The sequence below is a fragment of the Brachybacterium sp. NBEC-018 genome (genome assembly GCF_024860185.1).
Taxonomy (GTDB): Bacteria; Actinomycetota; Actinomycetes; order Actinomycetales; family Dermabacteraceae; genus Brachybacterium; species Brachybacterium rhamnosum.
On record NZ_CP100650.1, the window covers coordinates 915,538 to 930,805 of the forward strand.

The 15,268-nt window shown below is 74.4% G+C and carries 13 protein-coding genes; 3 read left to right on the top strand and 10 right to left on the bottom strand.

Annotation, left to right across the window (positions count from 1 at the left end; all coding sequences use genetic code 11):
- Positions 1 to 52 precede the first annotated feature (52 nt).
- The 6 genes from NLU66_RS04175 to NLU66_RS04200 form a co-directional block, all read right to left on the bottom strand.
- Positions 53 to 1,405, bottom strand: coding sequence for a hypothetical protein (locus NLU66_RS04175; protein ID WP_259361685.1), 1,353 nt, complete (start codon positions 1,403 to 1,405; stop codon positions 53 to 55).
- A 124-nt stretch (positions 1,406 to 1,529) separates the two neighbouring features.
- Positions 1,530 to 2,900 (bottom strand): LLM class flavin-dependent oxidoreductase, encoded by a 1,371-nt coding sequence (locus NLU66_RS04180; RefSeq protein WP_259361686.1) that lies wholly within the window; start codon positions 2,898 to 2,900, stop codon positions 1,530 to 1,532.
- Complete coding sequence (locus NLU66_RS04185) at positions 2,897 to 3,916, bottom strand: LLM class flavin-dependent oxidoreductase (RefSeq protein ID WP_259361687.1); 1,020 nt, start codon at positions 3,914 to 3,916, stop codon at positions 2,897 to 2,899. Before NLU66_RS04185 ends, NLU66_RS04180 begins: the two co-directional genes overlap by 4 nt.
- Positions 3,913 to 4,923, bottom strand: a complete 1,011-nt coding sequence (locus tag NLU66_RS04190; RefSeq protein ID WP_259361688.1) for a transporter substrate-binding domain-containing protein — start codon at positions 4,921 to 4,923, stop codon at positions 3,913 to 3,915. The genes NLU66_RS04185 and NLU66_RS04190 overlap by 4 nt, the downstream gene beginning before the upstream one ends.
- The gene (locus tag NLU66_RS04195) at positions 4,920 to 5,858 is read right to left on the bottom strand and encodes an amino acid ABC transporter ATP-binding protein (RefSeq protein WP_259361689.1); all 939 of its coding nucleotides are present in this window, start codon (positions 5,856 to 5,858) and stop codon (positions 4,920 to 4,922) included. Before NLU66_RS04195 ends, NLU66_RS04190 begins: the two co-directional genes overlap by 4 nt.
- Positions 5,855 to 6,958, bottom strand: a complete 1,104-nt coding sequence (locus tag NLU66_RS04200; RefSeq protein ID WP_259361690.1) for an amino acid ABC transporter permease — start codon at positions 6,956 to 6,958, stop codon at positions 5,855 to 5,857. Before NLU66_RS04200 ends, NLU66_RS04195 begins: the two co-directional genes overlap by 4 nt.
- A gap of 157 nt (positions 6,959 to 7,115) precedes the next feature.
- On the opposite strand from NLU66_RS04200, the gene NLU66_RS04205 reads away from it, so the two are divergent.
- Positions 7,116 to 9,782 carry an FAD/NAD(P)-binding protein gene (locus NLU66_RS04205; RefSeq protein ID WP_259361691.1) on the top strand — a complete coding sequence of 889 codons (2,667 nt, stop codon included), beginning with the start codon at positions 7,116 to 7,118 and terminating at the stop codon, positions 9,780 to 9,782.
- A gap of 43 nt (positions 9,783 to 9,825) precedes the next feature.
- Here the strand turns inward: NLU66_RS04205 and NLU66_RS04210 are convergent, their stop codons facing one another.
- From NLU66_RS04210 to NLU66_RS04220, 3 genes are all read right to left on the bottom strand, one after another.
- A complete protein-coding gene (locus NLU66_RS04210) occupies positions 9,826 to 10,719 on the bottom strand; it encodes an ornithine cyclodeaminase (protein ID WP_259361692.1) in 894 nt (297 codons plus the stop codon).
- A 47-nt stretch (positions 10,720 to 10,766) separates the two neighbouring features.
- Positions 10,767 to 11,333: a DUF2087 domain-containing protein gene (locus tag NLU66_RS04215; protein WP_259361693.1), complete on the bottom strand. Its 567-nt coding sequence runs from the start codon at positions 11,331 to 11,333 to the stop codon at positions 10,767 to 10,769.
- Positions 11,334 to 11,426: 93 nt separating this feature from the next.
- Positions 11,427 to 11,888, bottom strand: a complete 462-nt coding sequence (locus tag NLU66_RS04220) for an acetyltransferase (RefSeq protein ID WP_259361694.1) — start codon at positions 11,886 to 11,888, stop codon at positions 11,427 to 11,429.
- A 201-nt stretch (positions 11,889 to 12,089) separates the two neighbouring features.
- On the opposite strand from NLU66_RS04220, the gene NLU66_RS04225 reads away from it, so the two are divergent.
- Positions 12,090 to 12,620 carry a hypothetical protein gene (locus NLU66_RS04225; RefSeq protein ID WP_259361695.1) on the top strand — a complete coding sequence of 177 codons (531 nt, stop codon included), beginning with the start codon at positions 12,090 to 12,092 and terminating at the stop codon, positions 12,618 to 12,620.
- Between the two features lie 143 nt (positions 12,621 to 12,763).
- Positions 12,764 to 13,756 (top strand): aldo/keto reductase, encoded by a 993-nt coding sequence (locus NLU66_RS04230; RefSeq protein WP_259362540.1) that lies wholly within the window; start codon positions 12,764 to 12,766, stop codon positions 13,754 to 13,756.
- A gap of 31 nt (positions 13,757 to 13,787) precedes the next feature.
- Here the strand turns inward: NLU66_RS04230 and NLU66_RS17695 are convergent, their stop codons facing one another.
- Entirely contained in the window at positions 13,788 to 15,203 is a 1,416-nt protein-coding gene (locus tag NLU66_RS17695) for a hypothetical protein (protein ID WP_323374443.1), read from the bottom strand.
- Positions 15,204 to 15,268 lie beyond the last annotated feature (65 nt).

Below are 15,268 nucleotides of genomic sequence, written 5' to 3' on the forward strand. Positions count from 1 at the left end.
CTCCATCGTAGGCGTGGGACGCAAGCTGTGCTTATGACTTTGGCCTCGGCGTCTACTCCTCGCCGCCCTTACGAAGCTCCTGCTCCTCCTGACGTGAGTCGGCAGGGGTGGGGGTGTCCTTGCGCACTGCCTCCCGGAACGCTCGCACGCCTCCGGAGAGCCTGCCAGCACCTGAGCGGACGTGCACGACGGTGTCGTCGCCGAATTGCTTCGCGGCGTTCGCTCCGCCGACACCGGTCTCGATGACCTTGTCGCGCATCTCTCCGGCGGCGGTGCGCCAGCGCTTCACCGAGGCGGAGTCGTGGCCGTCCTCGATCTCGAGTGCCGTCTGGAACTGGAGGACGTCGGTGACCACGTGATTGCTCGAGGTCACGGCTGATCGTGCCGCGAGTGGTGACAGCAGGACCTTGGAGTTCGCGCGTCGGATCGTCGCGTTCATCCTCTCGAGCAGCAGCTCGGTGGTGCGGTGGATCGCTGACAGCCGCTTCTCGCGTGCGGACCTGAGCCCGAGTCGGTGACGGTCGAGATCTTCCGGCTCGCCGTCGAGGACGCGATCGAGCTCGAGCACGGTGAGCGCGTCCTGGAGCTGGACGCAGTGGGCGATCACCGCGAGCCACTCCTTCACCTTCGGCTCGGCATCCTTCGCCGCATTCGCGACCTCGCCCACCTTGGCCGTCTCGACCTTCTCCGCGAGGGCGTCGATCTGTCGCAGGGCGTACGCCTCGGTGCGTGCGATCGTGAAGCCCGCGCTCTGGACCTTGGACCAGGTGATCTCCGAAACCCTGCCGACGTCCTCCCGGACGGCCATGGCCTCCTCGATGAGGAGATCGACGCCGATCATGTCGGCGAGGACCGCATCTTTCTGGGCTCGCAGGATGTCGTCGACCTTCTGGTCGATGACGGCAAGATATTCGCCCAGCTCGTCGATGGACTGCTGCAGCGCCATCTGGGACATCATCGCTGCGGACATCGCGAGCAGAGCCGGGGGTGCCACAGCTGCTGCGGCGGGGACGAACTGAAGATTCTTGGTGAACTGGCCGTTCGTGGCGCGGAGCGTCGCGTGGAGATTGCCGGTGGTGGCGTTCTTGACCATGGGGAGGGTCTTCATCGCGCGCGCCGACTCGTCGGTCAGCTTGAGCCAGCGACCCGACTGCTCGGCGGCGATCGAGCCTGCTTGGGCGAGTGCTGCCGCTCCGAAGGTGGCCCTCCCAACCAACCGGCTCAGCCCGAGGTCCGTCCCCACCAATCCGTTCGATGTCAGGAACGCATCGACCGCATTGGCCTCTCCGATGACGGCGAGGCCGTCCCCGTCGCTCATCACTTCGATCTCGTTCGTCACTGCGCAGGCTCCGGGGTTCTGGGGCAGCGGCGCTGCCTCGTCCGTCAGATTGTCGTGGTCGGCCACGACATCTGAGGGGTCGTTCGCCGTGAAAGTCCTGCATTGTGACGTGACTGTGTCCTCGTTGCGACGCGAGGAGGGCGCCCGCCCCGGATCCCCGGGTCGGGCGCCCTCGGCGCGTCTCGGCTGCTCAGCCCTGGACGGGCGGTAGCCCCAGGTTCTCGCGCAGCGTGGTCCCCGCGTACTCCGTGGGGTAGATCCCGCGCTCCTGGAGCCGCGGCACCAGGTGGTCGACGATGTCGTCGAGGCCGGAGGGGATGAGCCACGGCGTGATGTTCAGGCCGTCGATCGCGCCGAGCGCCGCGAACTGGCCCAGGCGGTCCGCCACCCGGTCGTAGCTGCCCACGAACTCGCCGCGGCGCGCGCCGGACTTCTCGCGGGCGAACTCCAGGATCGAGAGGCCCTTCTCCGCCGCCTCGGCGCGCCAGGCGGCCGTGAGCTCCTTCGCCTTCGCGAACTGGAAGCCCGAGCCGCGGGTGACGTCGGACTGCTCGATCTCCGGCTCGACGTCCGGCAGCGGGCCGTCGGGGTCGAAGTCGGAGAGGTCGCGGCCCCAGTACTGCTCGAGCAGGGCGATCGCCTGCTGCGGGCCGATCTGGTGGTCGCGCACCCAGATGCGCTTCTCCTCGGCCTCGGCGTCGGTCGCGCCGAGGATGATCTCCGCACCGGGCAGGATCTTCACCGACTGCGGGTCGCGGCCCGCGGCGATCGTCGCGTCGACCACCGAGCGGCGGAAGTCCGCGGCGGCGGCGAGGGTGCCGTGCGGGGAGAAGATGACGTCCGCCGTGCGGCCCGCGAAGGCCTGCCCGGCGGGGGAGGCCCCGGCCTGGAAGAGCACCGGCTCGCCCTGCGCGGAGCGCGGCAGGGTGCCGCGGGCGGCCACGTCGTAGTGCTGGCCGTGGTGGTCGATCTGCTCACCGCGCCACAGCTGCTGGGCGACCTTCACGAACGCCTCGGCGTGCACGTAGCGGTCCTCGTGGTCGAGGTAGCCGCCGCGGCGGAAGTTCTCGCCGGTCCACGCGTTGTCCGTCGTGACGATGTTCCATCCGGCGCGGCCGCCGGAGAGCAGGTCGAGGGTCTGCAGGCGCCGCGCGAGGTCCACCGGGTCGTTGTAGGTGGTGTTCTGCGTGGCGACCAGGCCGATGCTCTCGGTGATCGCGGCGAGGCCGGCGAGCAGGGTCTGCGCGTCGGGCCGGCCGGCGACGTCGAGCTCGAGCGGCACGCCGCGGTGCTCGCGCAGGCGCAGCCCCTCGCCCAGGAAGAAGGCGGCGAAGCGGCCGCGCTCGGCGGTGCGGATGAGGGTCTCGAAGGACTCCCAGGCGACCTGCGAGCCGGAGCGCTCGGAGCGCCACACGGTCGAGGAGTTCACGCCCTGGAAGAACACGCCGAAGGACAGCTGCCCGGTGGGCGTGTGCTCGGGGTGCAGGGGGTGCTCGACGGGCCCGGTCGCGAGGCCCTGGGCCTCCTCGGAGAGGGCGGGCAGGGTGTGGACGGCGGTCATCGGCTCTCCTCGGTGGTGGATGCGGCGGCGACGAGACGGGCGCGGTCCGCGCGGCGGGCCGGGTCCGCGTCCCGCACCGCGGCGGGCAGGCCCAGCTGGGCGCGCAGGTCGGTGCCGGCGGCGGGAACGGGGGCGACGAGGTCGTCCTCGCGGAGCGACGCGGCGAGCGCGCCGAGACGCGCGGCGAGGGCCTGCGGGTCCCCGCTCAGGTCGAGGCCGACGAGCCGCACGAGGCGCACGGCGGTGGCGCCGTCCCCGCGCACGGCCGCCTCGAGCTCGCCCGCGACGACGGCGCGCAGCTGCTCGCCGGCGGCCTGCGGGTCGGTGAGGTCGGGGCTCGTGAGGTCGAGCCCCGTGAGGTCCACGTCGAGGGCGCGGCCGTCGGCCAGGTGCTCGGCGACCTTGTCCCCGGCGGCGGCGCGGTCGGCGTCCGCGAGCAGCACGGGCAGCACGCCCTGCGGGGAGCGCGGGGTGATGGCGGGCCCGCGCACGGAGAAGGTCGCGCCCTCGAAGTCCGCGTACTGCAGGCGGGCGGCGTCGAGGTAGAGACCGCGCTCGGCGTCCCGCACCTCGGCGTCCTCCGCCCAGGAGTCCCACACGAGGCGGGAGGCGGTGAGGACGTCCGCTGCCTCCTGGGCGGCGGCCTCGGTGCCGAGCACCTCGCGGCCCACGGCGTGCGCGGCCTCGGGGGTGTCCTCGACGGCGAGCAGCCAGCCGGCGCGGCCGGCGGCCACGTGGTCCAGGCTCATGAGCTGGGTCGCCAGGTGGAAGGGCTCCACGTGGACGGCGTCGGTGCGCGGCAGCAGGCCGAGCGCCGTGGTGGCGGGCGCGAGGTGCGCGGCGACGTGGATCGGGTGCAGGCCGCCGTCGCTGAGGGTCAGCGCTCCGATCCCGGCGGCCTCGAGGGCGCGGGCGAGGACGCCGAGCGCCGGCAGCGCGGCGGGATCGGTGACGAGGTCGACGGCGAGCACGGGCGCGGGTGCGGCCGCGCCTGCGCTGTTCCGGGAAGTGGTCACGGGTTCTCCTTCGTGTGGACGGTGGACTCGGTGAGGGCCTCCTCAGTGAGGTGCCAGCGGTCGAGCACCTTCGCGTAGGTCCCCTCCTCGATGAGGGCGTTGAGGGCCGCGGCGTAGGCCTCGGCGAGGGCGCTGCCCCGCTGGAAGGTCGCGGCGACGAGGGTCTTGTCCGGCCAGCCGGCGTCGATCTTCCCCTGCACCTCGACGTCGTCGCGGCGGTCCGCGACGAAGGAGACGGAGGCGAAGGGGGCGAGGTAGCCGTCGATCCGGCCGGAGCCGAGGGCGAGCAGGGTGTCCGCCTCGGTCGAGTAGTTCTTGAGCTCGGCCGGCTCCTTGCCGTCCTTCTCGAGCTGCGCGTTCCACTCCTTGAGGATGTTCTCCTGGTTGGTCGCGGCGCCCACGGCGATGATGCGGCCGCTGATCGACTCCGCGTCGGAGAGCTGGAACTCCGCGCCCTTCTTCGCGAGGAAGGCCATGAAGGCCGCGCGGTAGGAGGCGAAGTCGAACTTCTCGAGGCGCTCGGCGTTGATGCCGATGTTCGAGTGGACGACGTCGAACTCGCCGGCCTCGAGCTTGAGCGGCCAGTTCTCCCAGGTGGTCTGGAGCAGCTCCATCTCGAGGCCGAGCTTGTCCGCGACGATCCGGGCGATGTCGATCTCGGAGCCGATGTAGGTCGTGTTGTCGTCGGCGAGGAAGGCGAGCGGGGCGCTGCCGGAGCCGTTGGTGCCCACGCGGACCTTGCCGGTGTCGGCGATCTCCTTGGGCACGAGCGCGGCGATCGCGTCGTCGGCGGTGGAGCGGATGAGCTCCTGGGTGCCGGAGGTGTCGATCGAGCCGCCGGTCGCGCCGCCGCCGTCGGAGGCGCCGCCCGCGTCGGAGCCGGAGCCGCTGCCGCCGCCGGTCGCGGTGGCGACCGGGTCGGAGCAGGCGGCGAGGGCGACGACGGGCAGCGCGAGGCCGCCCAGGGCGAGCGAGCGGCGGGAGAGTGCGGGGAGGGTGCGGGTCATCGGTGGTCCTCGGGGGCTGCGGTGGGGCTGGTGGCGGAGTCGGGGCCGACGGGGCCGTGCCCGACGGGGCTGTGTTCGACGGTGGCGTCGGGCGCCTCGGGGCCGCCGCTGCGCATGCGCTGCAGGAAGCTGCGGGTGCGCTCGTGGGCGGGGGCGTCGATCACCTGGGACGGCGGGCCCTGCTCGACGATCCGGCCGTGGTCCATGAACACGACCGTGTCCGCCACGTCCCGGGCGAAGGAGATCTCGTGCGTGACGATGACGAGCGTGGTGCCCGCGCTCGCGAGGCCGCGGATCACGGCGAGCACCTCCTCGACCAGCTCGGGATCCAGGGCGGAGGTGGGCTCGTCGAAGAGCAGCACGCTGGGGTCCAGGGCGAGCGCGCGGGCGATCGCGACGCGCTGCTGCTGGCCGCCGGAGAGCTGGCGCGGGTAGGCGCCGGCGCGGTCCTCGAGGCCCACGAGGGCGAGCAGCTCCCGGGCGCGGGCCTCCGCCTGCGCCTTCGGCACGCCGAGCGCACGGCGCGGCGCCTCGGTGATGTTGGCGAGGGCGGTGCGGTGGGCGAAGAGGTTGAAGGACTGGAACACCATGCCGATGCGGGTGCGCTGGCGCAGCACCTCCTTCTCGCTCAGCTCGTGGAGCAGGTCGCCCTGGCGGCGGTAGCCGATGACCTCGCCGTCGAGAGTGACGAGGCCCGAGTCCACGGGCTCGAGATGGTTGATGGTGCGCAGCAGGGTCGACTTCCCGGAGCCGGAGGGGCCCAGGATCGCGGTGACCTCCCCGGGACGCACGGTGAGGTCGATGCCGCGCAGCACCTCGAGGTCGCCGAAGGACTTGCGGACCCCGCGGATCTCGACGAGCCCGCCGCGCGGGGCGGCGTGGGTGGTGCTCGAGGTGGCGCCCGGAGCGGCGGCAGGTGCGGTGGCGGTGCTCATGCGGAGGCTCCTTCACGCGCGGAGATGGTCGTGGGGCGGGCGCCGCGGCCGCGCAGGCCGGCGCGCAGCCGCTGCAGCGGGGTGGGCGGCAGGGTGCGCAGGGCGCCCTTCGCGTAGTGCCGCTCGATGTAGTACTGGCCGATCGAGAGCAGCGAGGTGATGACGACGTACCAGAGCGTCGCGACCAGCAGCATGGGCAGCACCTGCTGGGTGCGGCCGTAGATGAGCTGGACGGTGAAGAACAGCTCGGCGTGCGCGAGGACGTAGACGATCGAGGTGCCCTTGACCAGGCCGATCACCTCGTTGAACGCGGAGGGCAGGATCGCCCGCATGGCCTGCGGCAGCACGATCCGCAGGGAGCGGTCGCGGGCGGGCAGGCCCAGGGCGGAGGCCGCCTCGAGCTGGCCCTGGTCCACGGAGAGGATGCCGCCGCGGATCAGCTCCGCCGCGTAGGCCGCCTGGTGCAGGCCCAGGCCCAGCACCGCGGCGAGCATCGGCGTCATGAGGTCGCTCGTGCGGGCGTCGACGAAGGTGACGTCGGTGAGCGGGATGCCGAGGGTGACGCGCTCGTAGAGGTAGCCGAGGTTGTACCAGAGCAGCAGCTGCACGAGCATCGGCGTGGAGCGGAACACCCACGAGAACGTCCAGGCCACGCCGGAGACGAGCGAGCTCGGCGAGAGCCGCATGAGGGCGAGCACGAGGCCCAGGCCGAAGCCGACGGCGCCCGCGAGGGCGGTGAGGCGGAGGGTCTCGAGCAGGCCGCGGATGATCGACTCCGCGAAGAACCACTGCGCGACGACGCCCCACTCCCAGCGCGGGTTGGTCGCGAAGGACCAGGCGACGAGCGCCACGAGCAGCGTGACGACGACCGCGAGCACGACCCGTCCGGGGTGACGGGCGGGGACGACGCGCAGCCGCGAGAGGTCCTCGTCGCTCAGCGCGGAGATCGAGCCGGGGCCGACGGACGTCGCGGGACCGGTCGGGCCGCTGGCCGGATCGGCGGCCGCATCGACGGCGACGGACGGCGGCGCACAGGCGGCGTCCGCCCGGGCGCCGGGCGCCGAGGGGCGCTGCGTCTCGAGGGCAGAGGGGAAAGCCATGGGGCCGTCCTTCCGTGACGGGAGATGAACCGCACCGCGGTCATCGGTTGCGAGGATCGCGACCTTAAGTGACTCTAATGGGTGTCCAAGGAGTGCACTATGGCGCGGCCACAGTGCGACACAGAGGCAGATGACCTGCAGCGAGGAGAGACGTCGGATGGCGCAGCGGTCGGCAGAGCACAGCGGGGACACCCCGGTCCGGATCGCCCTCGTGGGCGGCGGACCGCGGGCCATCGGTGTGCTCGAACGCCTCGGCGCGCAGGCCAGGACGCCGCAGGGGGCGGCGCTCCTCGAGGGCCGCACGCTCCGCATCGACGTCCTCGACCCCCACATGCCGGGCTCCGGGCGCATCTGGCGCACCGACGAGTCGCCCCTGCTGCTCATGAACTCCCGGGCCGCGGACGTGACGATCTTCACCGACGAGACCGTGCAGATGGACGGCCCCGTCCAGGCCGGCCCCTCCCTCGCCGAGTGGGCCCGCGGGATCCGCGAGGGCCGGATCGCCGCGCCCACCGTCGGCACCGACCGCCTCGCCGAGATCGAGGCGATCACTCCCACGAGCTTCGCGAGCCGCCGCACCGCCGCGCTCTACCTCGAGTGGTTCCTCGGCGAGGTCCTCGCCGCCCTCCCCGGGACGGTCGAGGTGCGCGTGCACCGCACGACCGCCACCGCCCTGCGGGCGCTGGACGCATCCGGGACCTGGCAGGTGCGGCTCGAGGACCGCCCCGCTCTCGAGGCGGACCTCGTGCTCCTCGCCGCCGGGCACACCGACTCCCGGCCCGGCACCTCCACCCACGCGCTGAGCGCCTTCGCCCGCCGCCACGGCGGCGTCCACGTCGCCCCCGCCCAGGCCGGCGACGCCGACGTCGACGCCCTCGCGCCCGGCCAGGACGTGATCGTGCGCGGCATGGGCCTCGCCTTCATCGACCTGCTCGCCCTGGTCACCGAGGGCCGCGGCGGCCGCTTCGTCGCCGATCCCGCCCCCGGCGACCCGGACCGCCTGCGCTACGAGGCCTCGGGCCGAGAGCCGCACCTGTGGGCCGGCTCGCGCCGCGGGATCCCGTACCACTCGAAGGTCCACGAGGAGGCCGCGCCCGTGGGGCCGCTGGACCTCGTCCACCTCACCGACGCCGCCCTGCGCGAGCGGGAGGACGAGCACGGCCAGGTGGACCTCCACGGTGACGTGCTGCCCCTGGTCGCCGCCGAGATCGCCCGCGCCCTGCCCACCGTCCCCGGCGGGGCGGAGGGCCGGCCGCTCGCCCCCGGCGAGGCGCCCCTGGACTGGCTGCACGACCCGCTGCGGGAGCTCGGTGCCGATGCCGGCGCCGAGGGCACCCGCCGCGCCGTGCTCGACCACATCGCCGCGGACCTCCGCGCCCGCACCGGCCATGGCCCGGGCGCCCCCGAGGCGCCGGAGATCCCGCGGCTCGAGCGCACCCTCGAGGCCCGCGTGCTCTTCCAGCTGCTGCTGCGCCTGCACGGCGCGCTCGTGGACCTCCTGCCCGCGCACCGCGTGCGCGGCGGCGCCCATGGCGACCATCCCCGCTGGTGGCACTCGCTGTTCAGCTTCATCGCCTCCGGTCCGCCCCCGCACCGCCTCCACCAGCTGCTCGCCCTCGAGCGCGCCGGCGTGGTCTCCTTCCTGGGCCCGGGCCTGCGCGTCGAGGCCGACGAGGCCACCGGGCGCTTCCGCGCCCGCTCCGCGAGCGGCGTCGAGGTCCAGACGCCCGCCCTCCTGGACGCCTTCCTGCCCGAGCAGACCCTCTCCGACTCCGCGAACCCGCTGCTGCGCGACCTCGTCACCGGCGGCGCCGGCCGTCCGGCCGTCGGCCGCGACTGCGAGATCGCCCCCGGCCGCCTCGAGGTGGACGAGGAGCACCGGGTGCTCGGCCCGGACGGCGCCCCGCACGAGCGCCTGTGGGCCGTCGGCCCCTGGACCTCCGAGCTGCCCGTCGGCGCCTTCTCCCGCCCCCTCACGAACGCCCCCGCATTCCGCCGCAACGACCGGGTCGCCGCCGCGCTGCTGCGCGAGGCCGCCGCCGTCGCCGACGCCCGGGACGGTCAGCAGAGCGGGGACGCACCGGCCGCCGCGTGCACCGCGCTGCCCGCCCGCGCCGCCTCCCGCCCGCCGCGGCTGGGCCTGCTGGGCCCCGGCAAGCTCGGCACGGCGCTCGCCCGCACGGCCCTGCGCGCCGGGGTCGAGGTCGTCGTCGCCTCCCGGCAGGAGCCCGAGCAGCTGCGCCGCCGCCTGCCCGGCTCCCACCGCACCCGGGTCGAGCAGCTCGGCGCGGAGGCCGACGTCATCGTGCTCGCCGTGCCGCTGCACGTCGCCCTCGCGCTCGACCCGGCGAGCCTCGCCGGGACGGTCCTCATCGACGCGACCAACGCCTGGGGACCCGAGGACGAGGCCGCCCTCGAGGCCGTCCGCTCCCGCGTCGAGGGCGCCGAGGAATGGGGCACGAGCGAGCTGCTCGCCGCGTCGCTGCCCGGCGCGCAGGTCGTGAAGACCCTCAACCACATCGGCTACCACGACCTCGAGGACCACGGCCGGGCCGCCGGGGCCGAGGACCGCCGGGCGATCGCCCTGGCCACGGACCACGAGCGGGCGGCCGAGCTCGCCGCGGCGCTGCTGCACCGCCTGGGCTACGACGCCGTGCGCGCCGGCTCCCTCGCGGACGGCCGCCGCTTCGAGCCCGCGGGCGGCCTGTTCTCCGGGTGGCGCACGCACGCCGAGCTCACGGCCCTGGGCGGCGCCTCCGCCCCTGCGGCCGACGGGGCCGCCGAGGGTGCGGCGCCCACGAGTCCCCGGGCGCGGGTGGCCTGAGCCGACGGCGCGTCAGCGGGGTCCGTCAGGCGGCGGCGCTGTGTCAGCCGGCGGCGCGCACCGCGGCGTCGGCGAGCACCACGTCCCCGAGGCCGGAGCCGAGGTTCTGGGCGATGACCAGGCCCTCCGGGCGTCCGTCGCGCAGCAGGTCGCCGGTCGCGCCGGTCGGCGAGGGATAGTCGGCGCCGAGCTTCACCGGGCGCAGAGCCTCGAACTGGACCGGGTCGTCCGCGACGAGCGTGGCCGTGCGGGCGATCCCCGCGCCGGCGACGGAGGCGTAGTCCAGCGGCAGCAGCAGGGCGTCGGCGGTGACCTCGTCCGGGGCGAGGGCGTGGCCGTCGAGACCGATCGGGAGCGCGCTGATGATCACGCCCGCGCCGGCCAGCGCGGCCGCGCGGTCCGTCGTGGTGCGCAGCTCGAGATCCGGGGTGTGCGAGGCGCACCAGGCGCTCAGCGCGTCGAGGGCCTCGTGCCGGCGGCCCCAGACGGTCAGCGGCCCGCGGCCCAGCGCCTCGAGCGCCCGCGCGTGGGAGCGGGCCTGCACGCCCGTCCCCAGCAGGGTCACCGAGCGGTCGTCGAGCGCGAGGGACGCGCCGCTCACGGCGGCCGTGCGCAGGGCCGTGAGCTCCGCCGCGGCGAGCGTTGCCCGGGTCGAGCCGTCCGGCGCGGAGAGCACCATGAGGCCGTCGATCATCTCCCGGCCGCGCTCCCGGTTCGAGGGCGTCACCGTCACCCACTTCATGCCGAGCAGGCCCCGCTCCGGCCACGCCGCCGGCATGGCGTTCGCGAAGCCGCCCTGCTCGTGCACCACCTGCGACTTCGGGGTGACGGAGGCGGAGCCGTCCGCGAGGGCCAGCAGCGTCTCGCGCATGAGCGCGACGGCCTCGGCGGGGGAGGGGAGGAGGTCACGGACCTGGTCATCGTCGAGGAAGAGCATCCGACGACCGTAGCGTGCCGCCCCGGCGGTCCGACGGTCGGGCCGGTTCAGGCGGGGTCGGCGTGCGGCTCGGGCGCCGTGGCGGCGAGCTCGTAGCGGGCGCCGTCCGGCGTGCGGCGCAGCGCCCCCGCATCCACCGCGGCGCGCCGCACGAGCGCGGCATCGGCAGAGAACATGGCGAGCGCGGCGGTGAGCTCCGGCTCCGTCACGAAGCGCGGCGATCCCAGGCGCTCCCACGCCAGGCGCACGATCCGCCCCGCGAGCTCCCGCCGATCCTCCTCGGTGACGGGCAGCGAGCTGAGCCGCCGCGCGGAGAGGATCGCGCCGTCCCCGAGCAGCGTGCCGAGCGCGTCCACGCGGGCCCGCAGCAGGGCGTGGTCCACGGCGCCGTCGGCCGTGAGCCAGGTGAGACGCGACAGCGGGCCGGCGACCGCCGGATCGGTGGGCGTCTCGCCCTGCAGGGCGGCGCCGATCCCCGTGCGCAGCGCCGGGGCGGAGAGCATCGACAGCAGCATCCGCGCCTCGCGGAGCGCGGCGTCGACCTCCTGCGCGGCGTCCTCGCCCGCGCCGGCGGTCGCGGGCGTGGCGGTGGTGTCGGAGCTCTGTTCGGTCATTCTCACTCTCCTCGGTCGCAGATCCGGCCAGCGTGCCACGGGCGGTCTCGCTGGCCCAGGGAATTGTCGGTCGAGACGTCCAGGGCGTCGGGGTCAGCGGATCGGGACGGCCTCACGGAGCCTCAGGTGGAGCAGCGGGTACGGCCGACCGGCGTCGTCCGTCGCGCTGCGTCCGACGACCTCGAAGCCACGGCGGGCGTAGAAGCCTGCTGCCGAGGTGTTCTGCTCGTTGACATCGACTGTCATGATGCCGTGCTCCCTGATCGCATGGGCGAGAAGGGCCGTACCGACTCCTCCTCCGCGCTGCGTCGCGTCGACGAACAGCATCTCCAGCGACTCGTCGAGCACGCCCGCGAAGCCCACCGGCCTACCGCCCAGCTCGGCGACGGAGAGCACGACCGCCGGGAAGTAGTCGGACTGCAGCCGGGCTTCGATCTCGTCCCGATCCGCCTCCGCGAGGAAGTCGTGCGTCGCGTCCACCGCGCTGCGCCAGATCGCGGTGAGCGCCGGGTATTCCGCAGCTCCGATCGTGGGACGAACACTCACCTCAGGCATGACCGGCTCCTTCCGCAGTGGCATGCGCCGATCCTCCCAGAGAGCACGACGACGCGAGAGGAGGTCGCCCGCGCCCGCCCAGCGGCACGGCCTGTCCCGGAGGGCGAGGGCCGCGGAGCCGGATGCGGACGCACGCGGCCTGGGCGGGGCCGACCGCGGAAAGGTCCTGACCCGTGCGGCACGCCCCGCTACGGTGAGCGCATGAGCACGGGGGATCAGAGCGGGAACTTCCTGGGTGGGGACCGGAGCTGGCGCGACGGCGCCGCCTCGGGCGGTGCCCGGAGCGGCGACGCACAGGGCGGCAGCGATCCGCAGGGCTGGAGCAGGCCGCCGGACGGCACCGATCGCGGGGGAGCAGGTGCTGCCCCGCGCGCCGACTCCGACTTCACCTCGGACTTCACCGCAGGCTCCGCACCGCAGCCCGCGCCGATGCGGGACGGCGCCCCGCCGCAGGGGAGCGCCCCGCACGAGGGGCCGATGCCCGGGCAGGGCGAGGAGTGGGCCCCGCAGTTCGGCGCGACGGACGGGCGGCAGCCGGAGCACGGATCCGGGTCGGGGCGGCGCCCCCTGAGCTGGCCGCAGGTGCTGCAGCGGGCCCTCGGACTCATCGTCCCGCTCGTGTTCCTCGGGTTCTGGTGGCGGATGGGCGGCTCGCACTTCGGCTCGTTCGGCATGATCTTCGTGGTCATGTTCATCGCGATCGCGGTGGGCAAGATGTTCCGCAGGCGCTGACCCCCGCCCGTCGGCCCGTCGGCCCGTCGGCCCCGCTCCCGGCGACGACGCCGGCGAAGGGGGGACTGGCTGAACCTCCCAGCAAGCGTCCCGCGGTGCCAGGCTCGGTGCGAACCACCTGACCACCGATGAGGGAGACGACAGTGGAGTACGTGAACCTGGGCCGCAGCGGCCTCGAGGTGTCCCGCCTGTGCATGGGGACGATGGGCTTCGGCGACCCCGAGGCGTGGATCCATCCGTGGGTGCTCGAGGAGGACGCCGCCCGCCCGGTCATCCAGCACGCCCTCGACGCCGGCGTGACCTTCTTCGACACGGCCAACGTGTACTCGATCGGCCGCAGCGAGGAGATCGTGGGCAAGGCCCTGAACGACTTCGCCCGCCGCGAGGAGGTCGTGCTCGCCACGAAGGTGCACGGCCGGATGCGCCCGGGTCCCAACGGCGCCGGCCTCTCCCGCGCCGCGATCATGCACGAGGCGGAGGCGTCCCTGCGGCGCCTCGGCACCGACTACATCGACCTCTACATCATCCACCGCTGGGACTACGCGGTCCCGATCGAGGAGACCATGCAGGCCCTCGACGACCTCGTGCGCTCGGGGAAGGTGCGCTACATCGGCGCCTCCGCGATGTTCGCCCACCAGTTCCTCGAGGCGCAGCACGTGGCGGAGGTGAACGGCTGGACGCGCTTCATCTCGCTCCAGAACCACTACAACCTCCTCTACCGTGAGGAGGAGCGGGAGATGATGCCGCTGCTGCGGCGCCTGGGCGTGGGCTCCACCCCGTACAGCCCGCTCGCCGCCGGCCGCCTCACCCGCGACTGGACCGCGGAGACGGACCGCGCCCGCACCGATGCGACCGCCCGCTCGAAGTACGACTCCACCGAGTCCACGGACCGCGCGATCGTGCAGCGTGTCGCCGAGATCGCGGAGGACCGCGGCGTGGAGCGCGTGCACGTGGCCCTCGCCTGGCTGCTCGCGCAGGACCCGGTCGCCGCGCCGATCGTGGGCGCCACGAAGAAGGAGCACATCGACAAGGCGCTCGGCGCCCTGGACCTCGAGCTCACGGCGGAGGAGATCGCCTCCCTCGAGGAGCCCTACGTCCCCCACGCGGTGGTCGGGGCGCTCCCCGAGCCCTCCTGAGCGGGCCCGCCGGCCGGCCCTGAGCCGTCGCTCAGGGCCGTCGGGCGCGGATCAGGTGCCGGGTCGAGTGCGCGACGAACGCGCCGTCCCGGCGGATGATCCGGTCCACCTCGAGCAGCGGCGCGCGGTGGGTGTCCACGGAGAACCCGGGCACCCACCACGGGCACTTGCGGAGGATCCAGACCACCGCCCCGATGTCGTGGAAGGTCATGCGCAGGCGCGCCGTGCGCAGCTCGACCACCTCGAGCCCCGCCTCCCGGGCCCGGGCGGCCTCGTCCTCCGGGTGCCGGCCGCGGCGCTGCACCGCCGTGGTGGGACCGTGCACGGCCTCGATCAGCTCGAACGCCGAGGTGGGCCCCACGTGCTGGGCGAGGTACTCGCCGCCCGCGGCGAGCACCCGCGCGATCTCCTCGAAGTCCGGGGCGACGGGATGGCGGGCGGTGACCAGATCCGCGGAGGCGTCCGGCAGCGGGATCGGCGCCCCGGGCGCGATCTCGTGGACGGTGACGCCGCGCGGGCCGAGCCGCTCGCGGGCGAGGGCCGCGTTCGGCGCCCAGGACTCGGTGACGTGCTGCTCCCGGGCGAGGCGGGGGCTCTCCCCGAGCACCTCCCCGCCGCCCGTGTCGAGGTCGACCGCCACGCCCGCGGCGCCGACGGCCTCCGCGAGCAGACGGGAGTAGCGCCACGGCGGCCGCTCCTCCGTGGCGCGGCCCTCGAGCCAGGTGAAGCCCCAGCCGGAGACGTCCGCGGCGGCGGCCTCGGCGATCAGCTCCTCGGCGGGCCGGTCGCGATCCGCCTGCCGCACCCGCGCGGCGAGCGCGTCCCGCTCCTCCTGCGGCCAGGGGCCGGAGCAGTCGAGGGGGATCTCGGTGAGGTGCTGGCGCTCCTCCGGCGGGAGGGCGCGGACGAAGCGGTCCGGCTCCTGCGCGGCGGCCGCGTACAGCGCGGGGCCGTCCGCGTAGTAGGGGTCGATCGTGACGAGGTCCCCGCCCGCGGAGCGCATGACGTTCGACGGGTTCGTGTCCAGCGGCCCGCACCAGGGGAGCTGCTCGAGCGCCGCGGCGTGCACACGGTCCACGACCTCCGCGAGCGCGGGATGCCGGTCGCGGAACCCGGCGAGGAAGGCAGCGGCCTCCGCCTCCGGGACGGGGTCCAGGCGCTCCATGACCTGCAGATCCGCCCCGCCGGCGAGGCGCCGATGCAGGTGCAGGCGCGGCACCCTCCCGGTCGCGGCGGCCTCCGTGTAGAGCCGCGCGGTCCACGGGCCCACGGGGTCGAAGGGGCTGATCCGGGCGACGGTCCCGCCGTCGGGGGAGGCGAGGGCGAACGCCCAGTCCCCGGCGCCGCAGGGCGTCCAGCCGTTCTCGAGCAGGCGCCGCTCGACCTCCCGCCAGCGGGTCGCGGGACCCACGGGATCGAGCACGGTGAGGTCGGGGAAGGCAGGCATGGCCCGGATGCTACGAGCCGGCGGCCGTCGCGGCCATCGCTTATCGCGCCGTCCGCCGTCCCCGC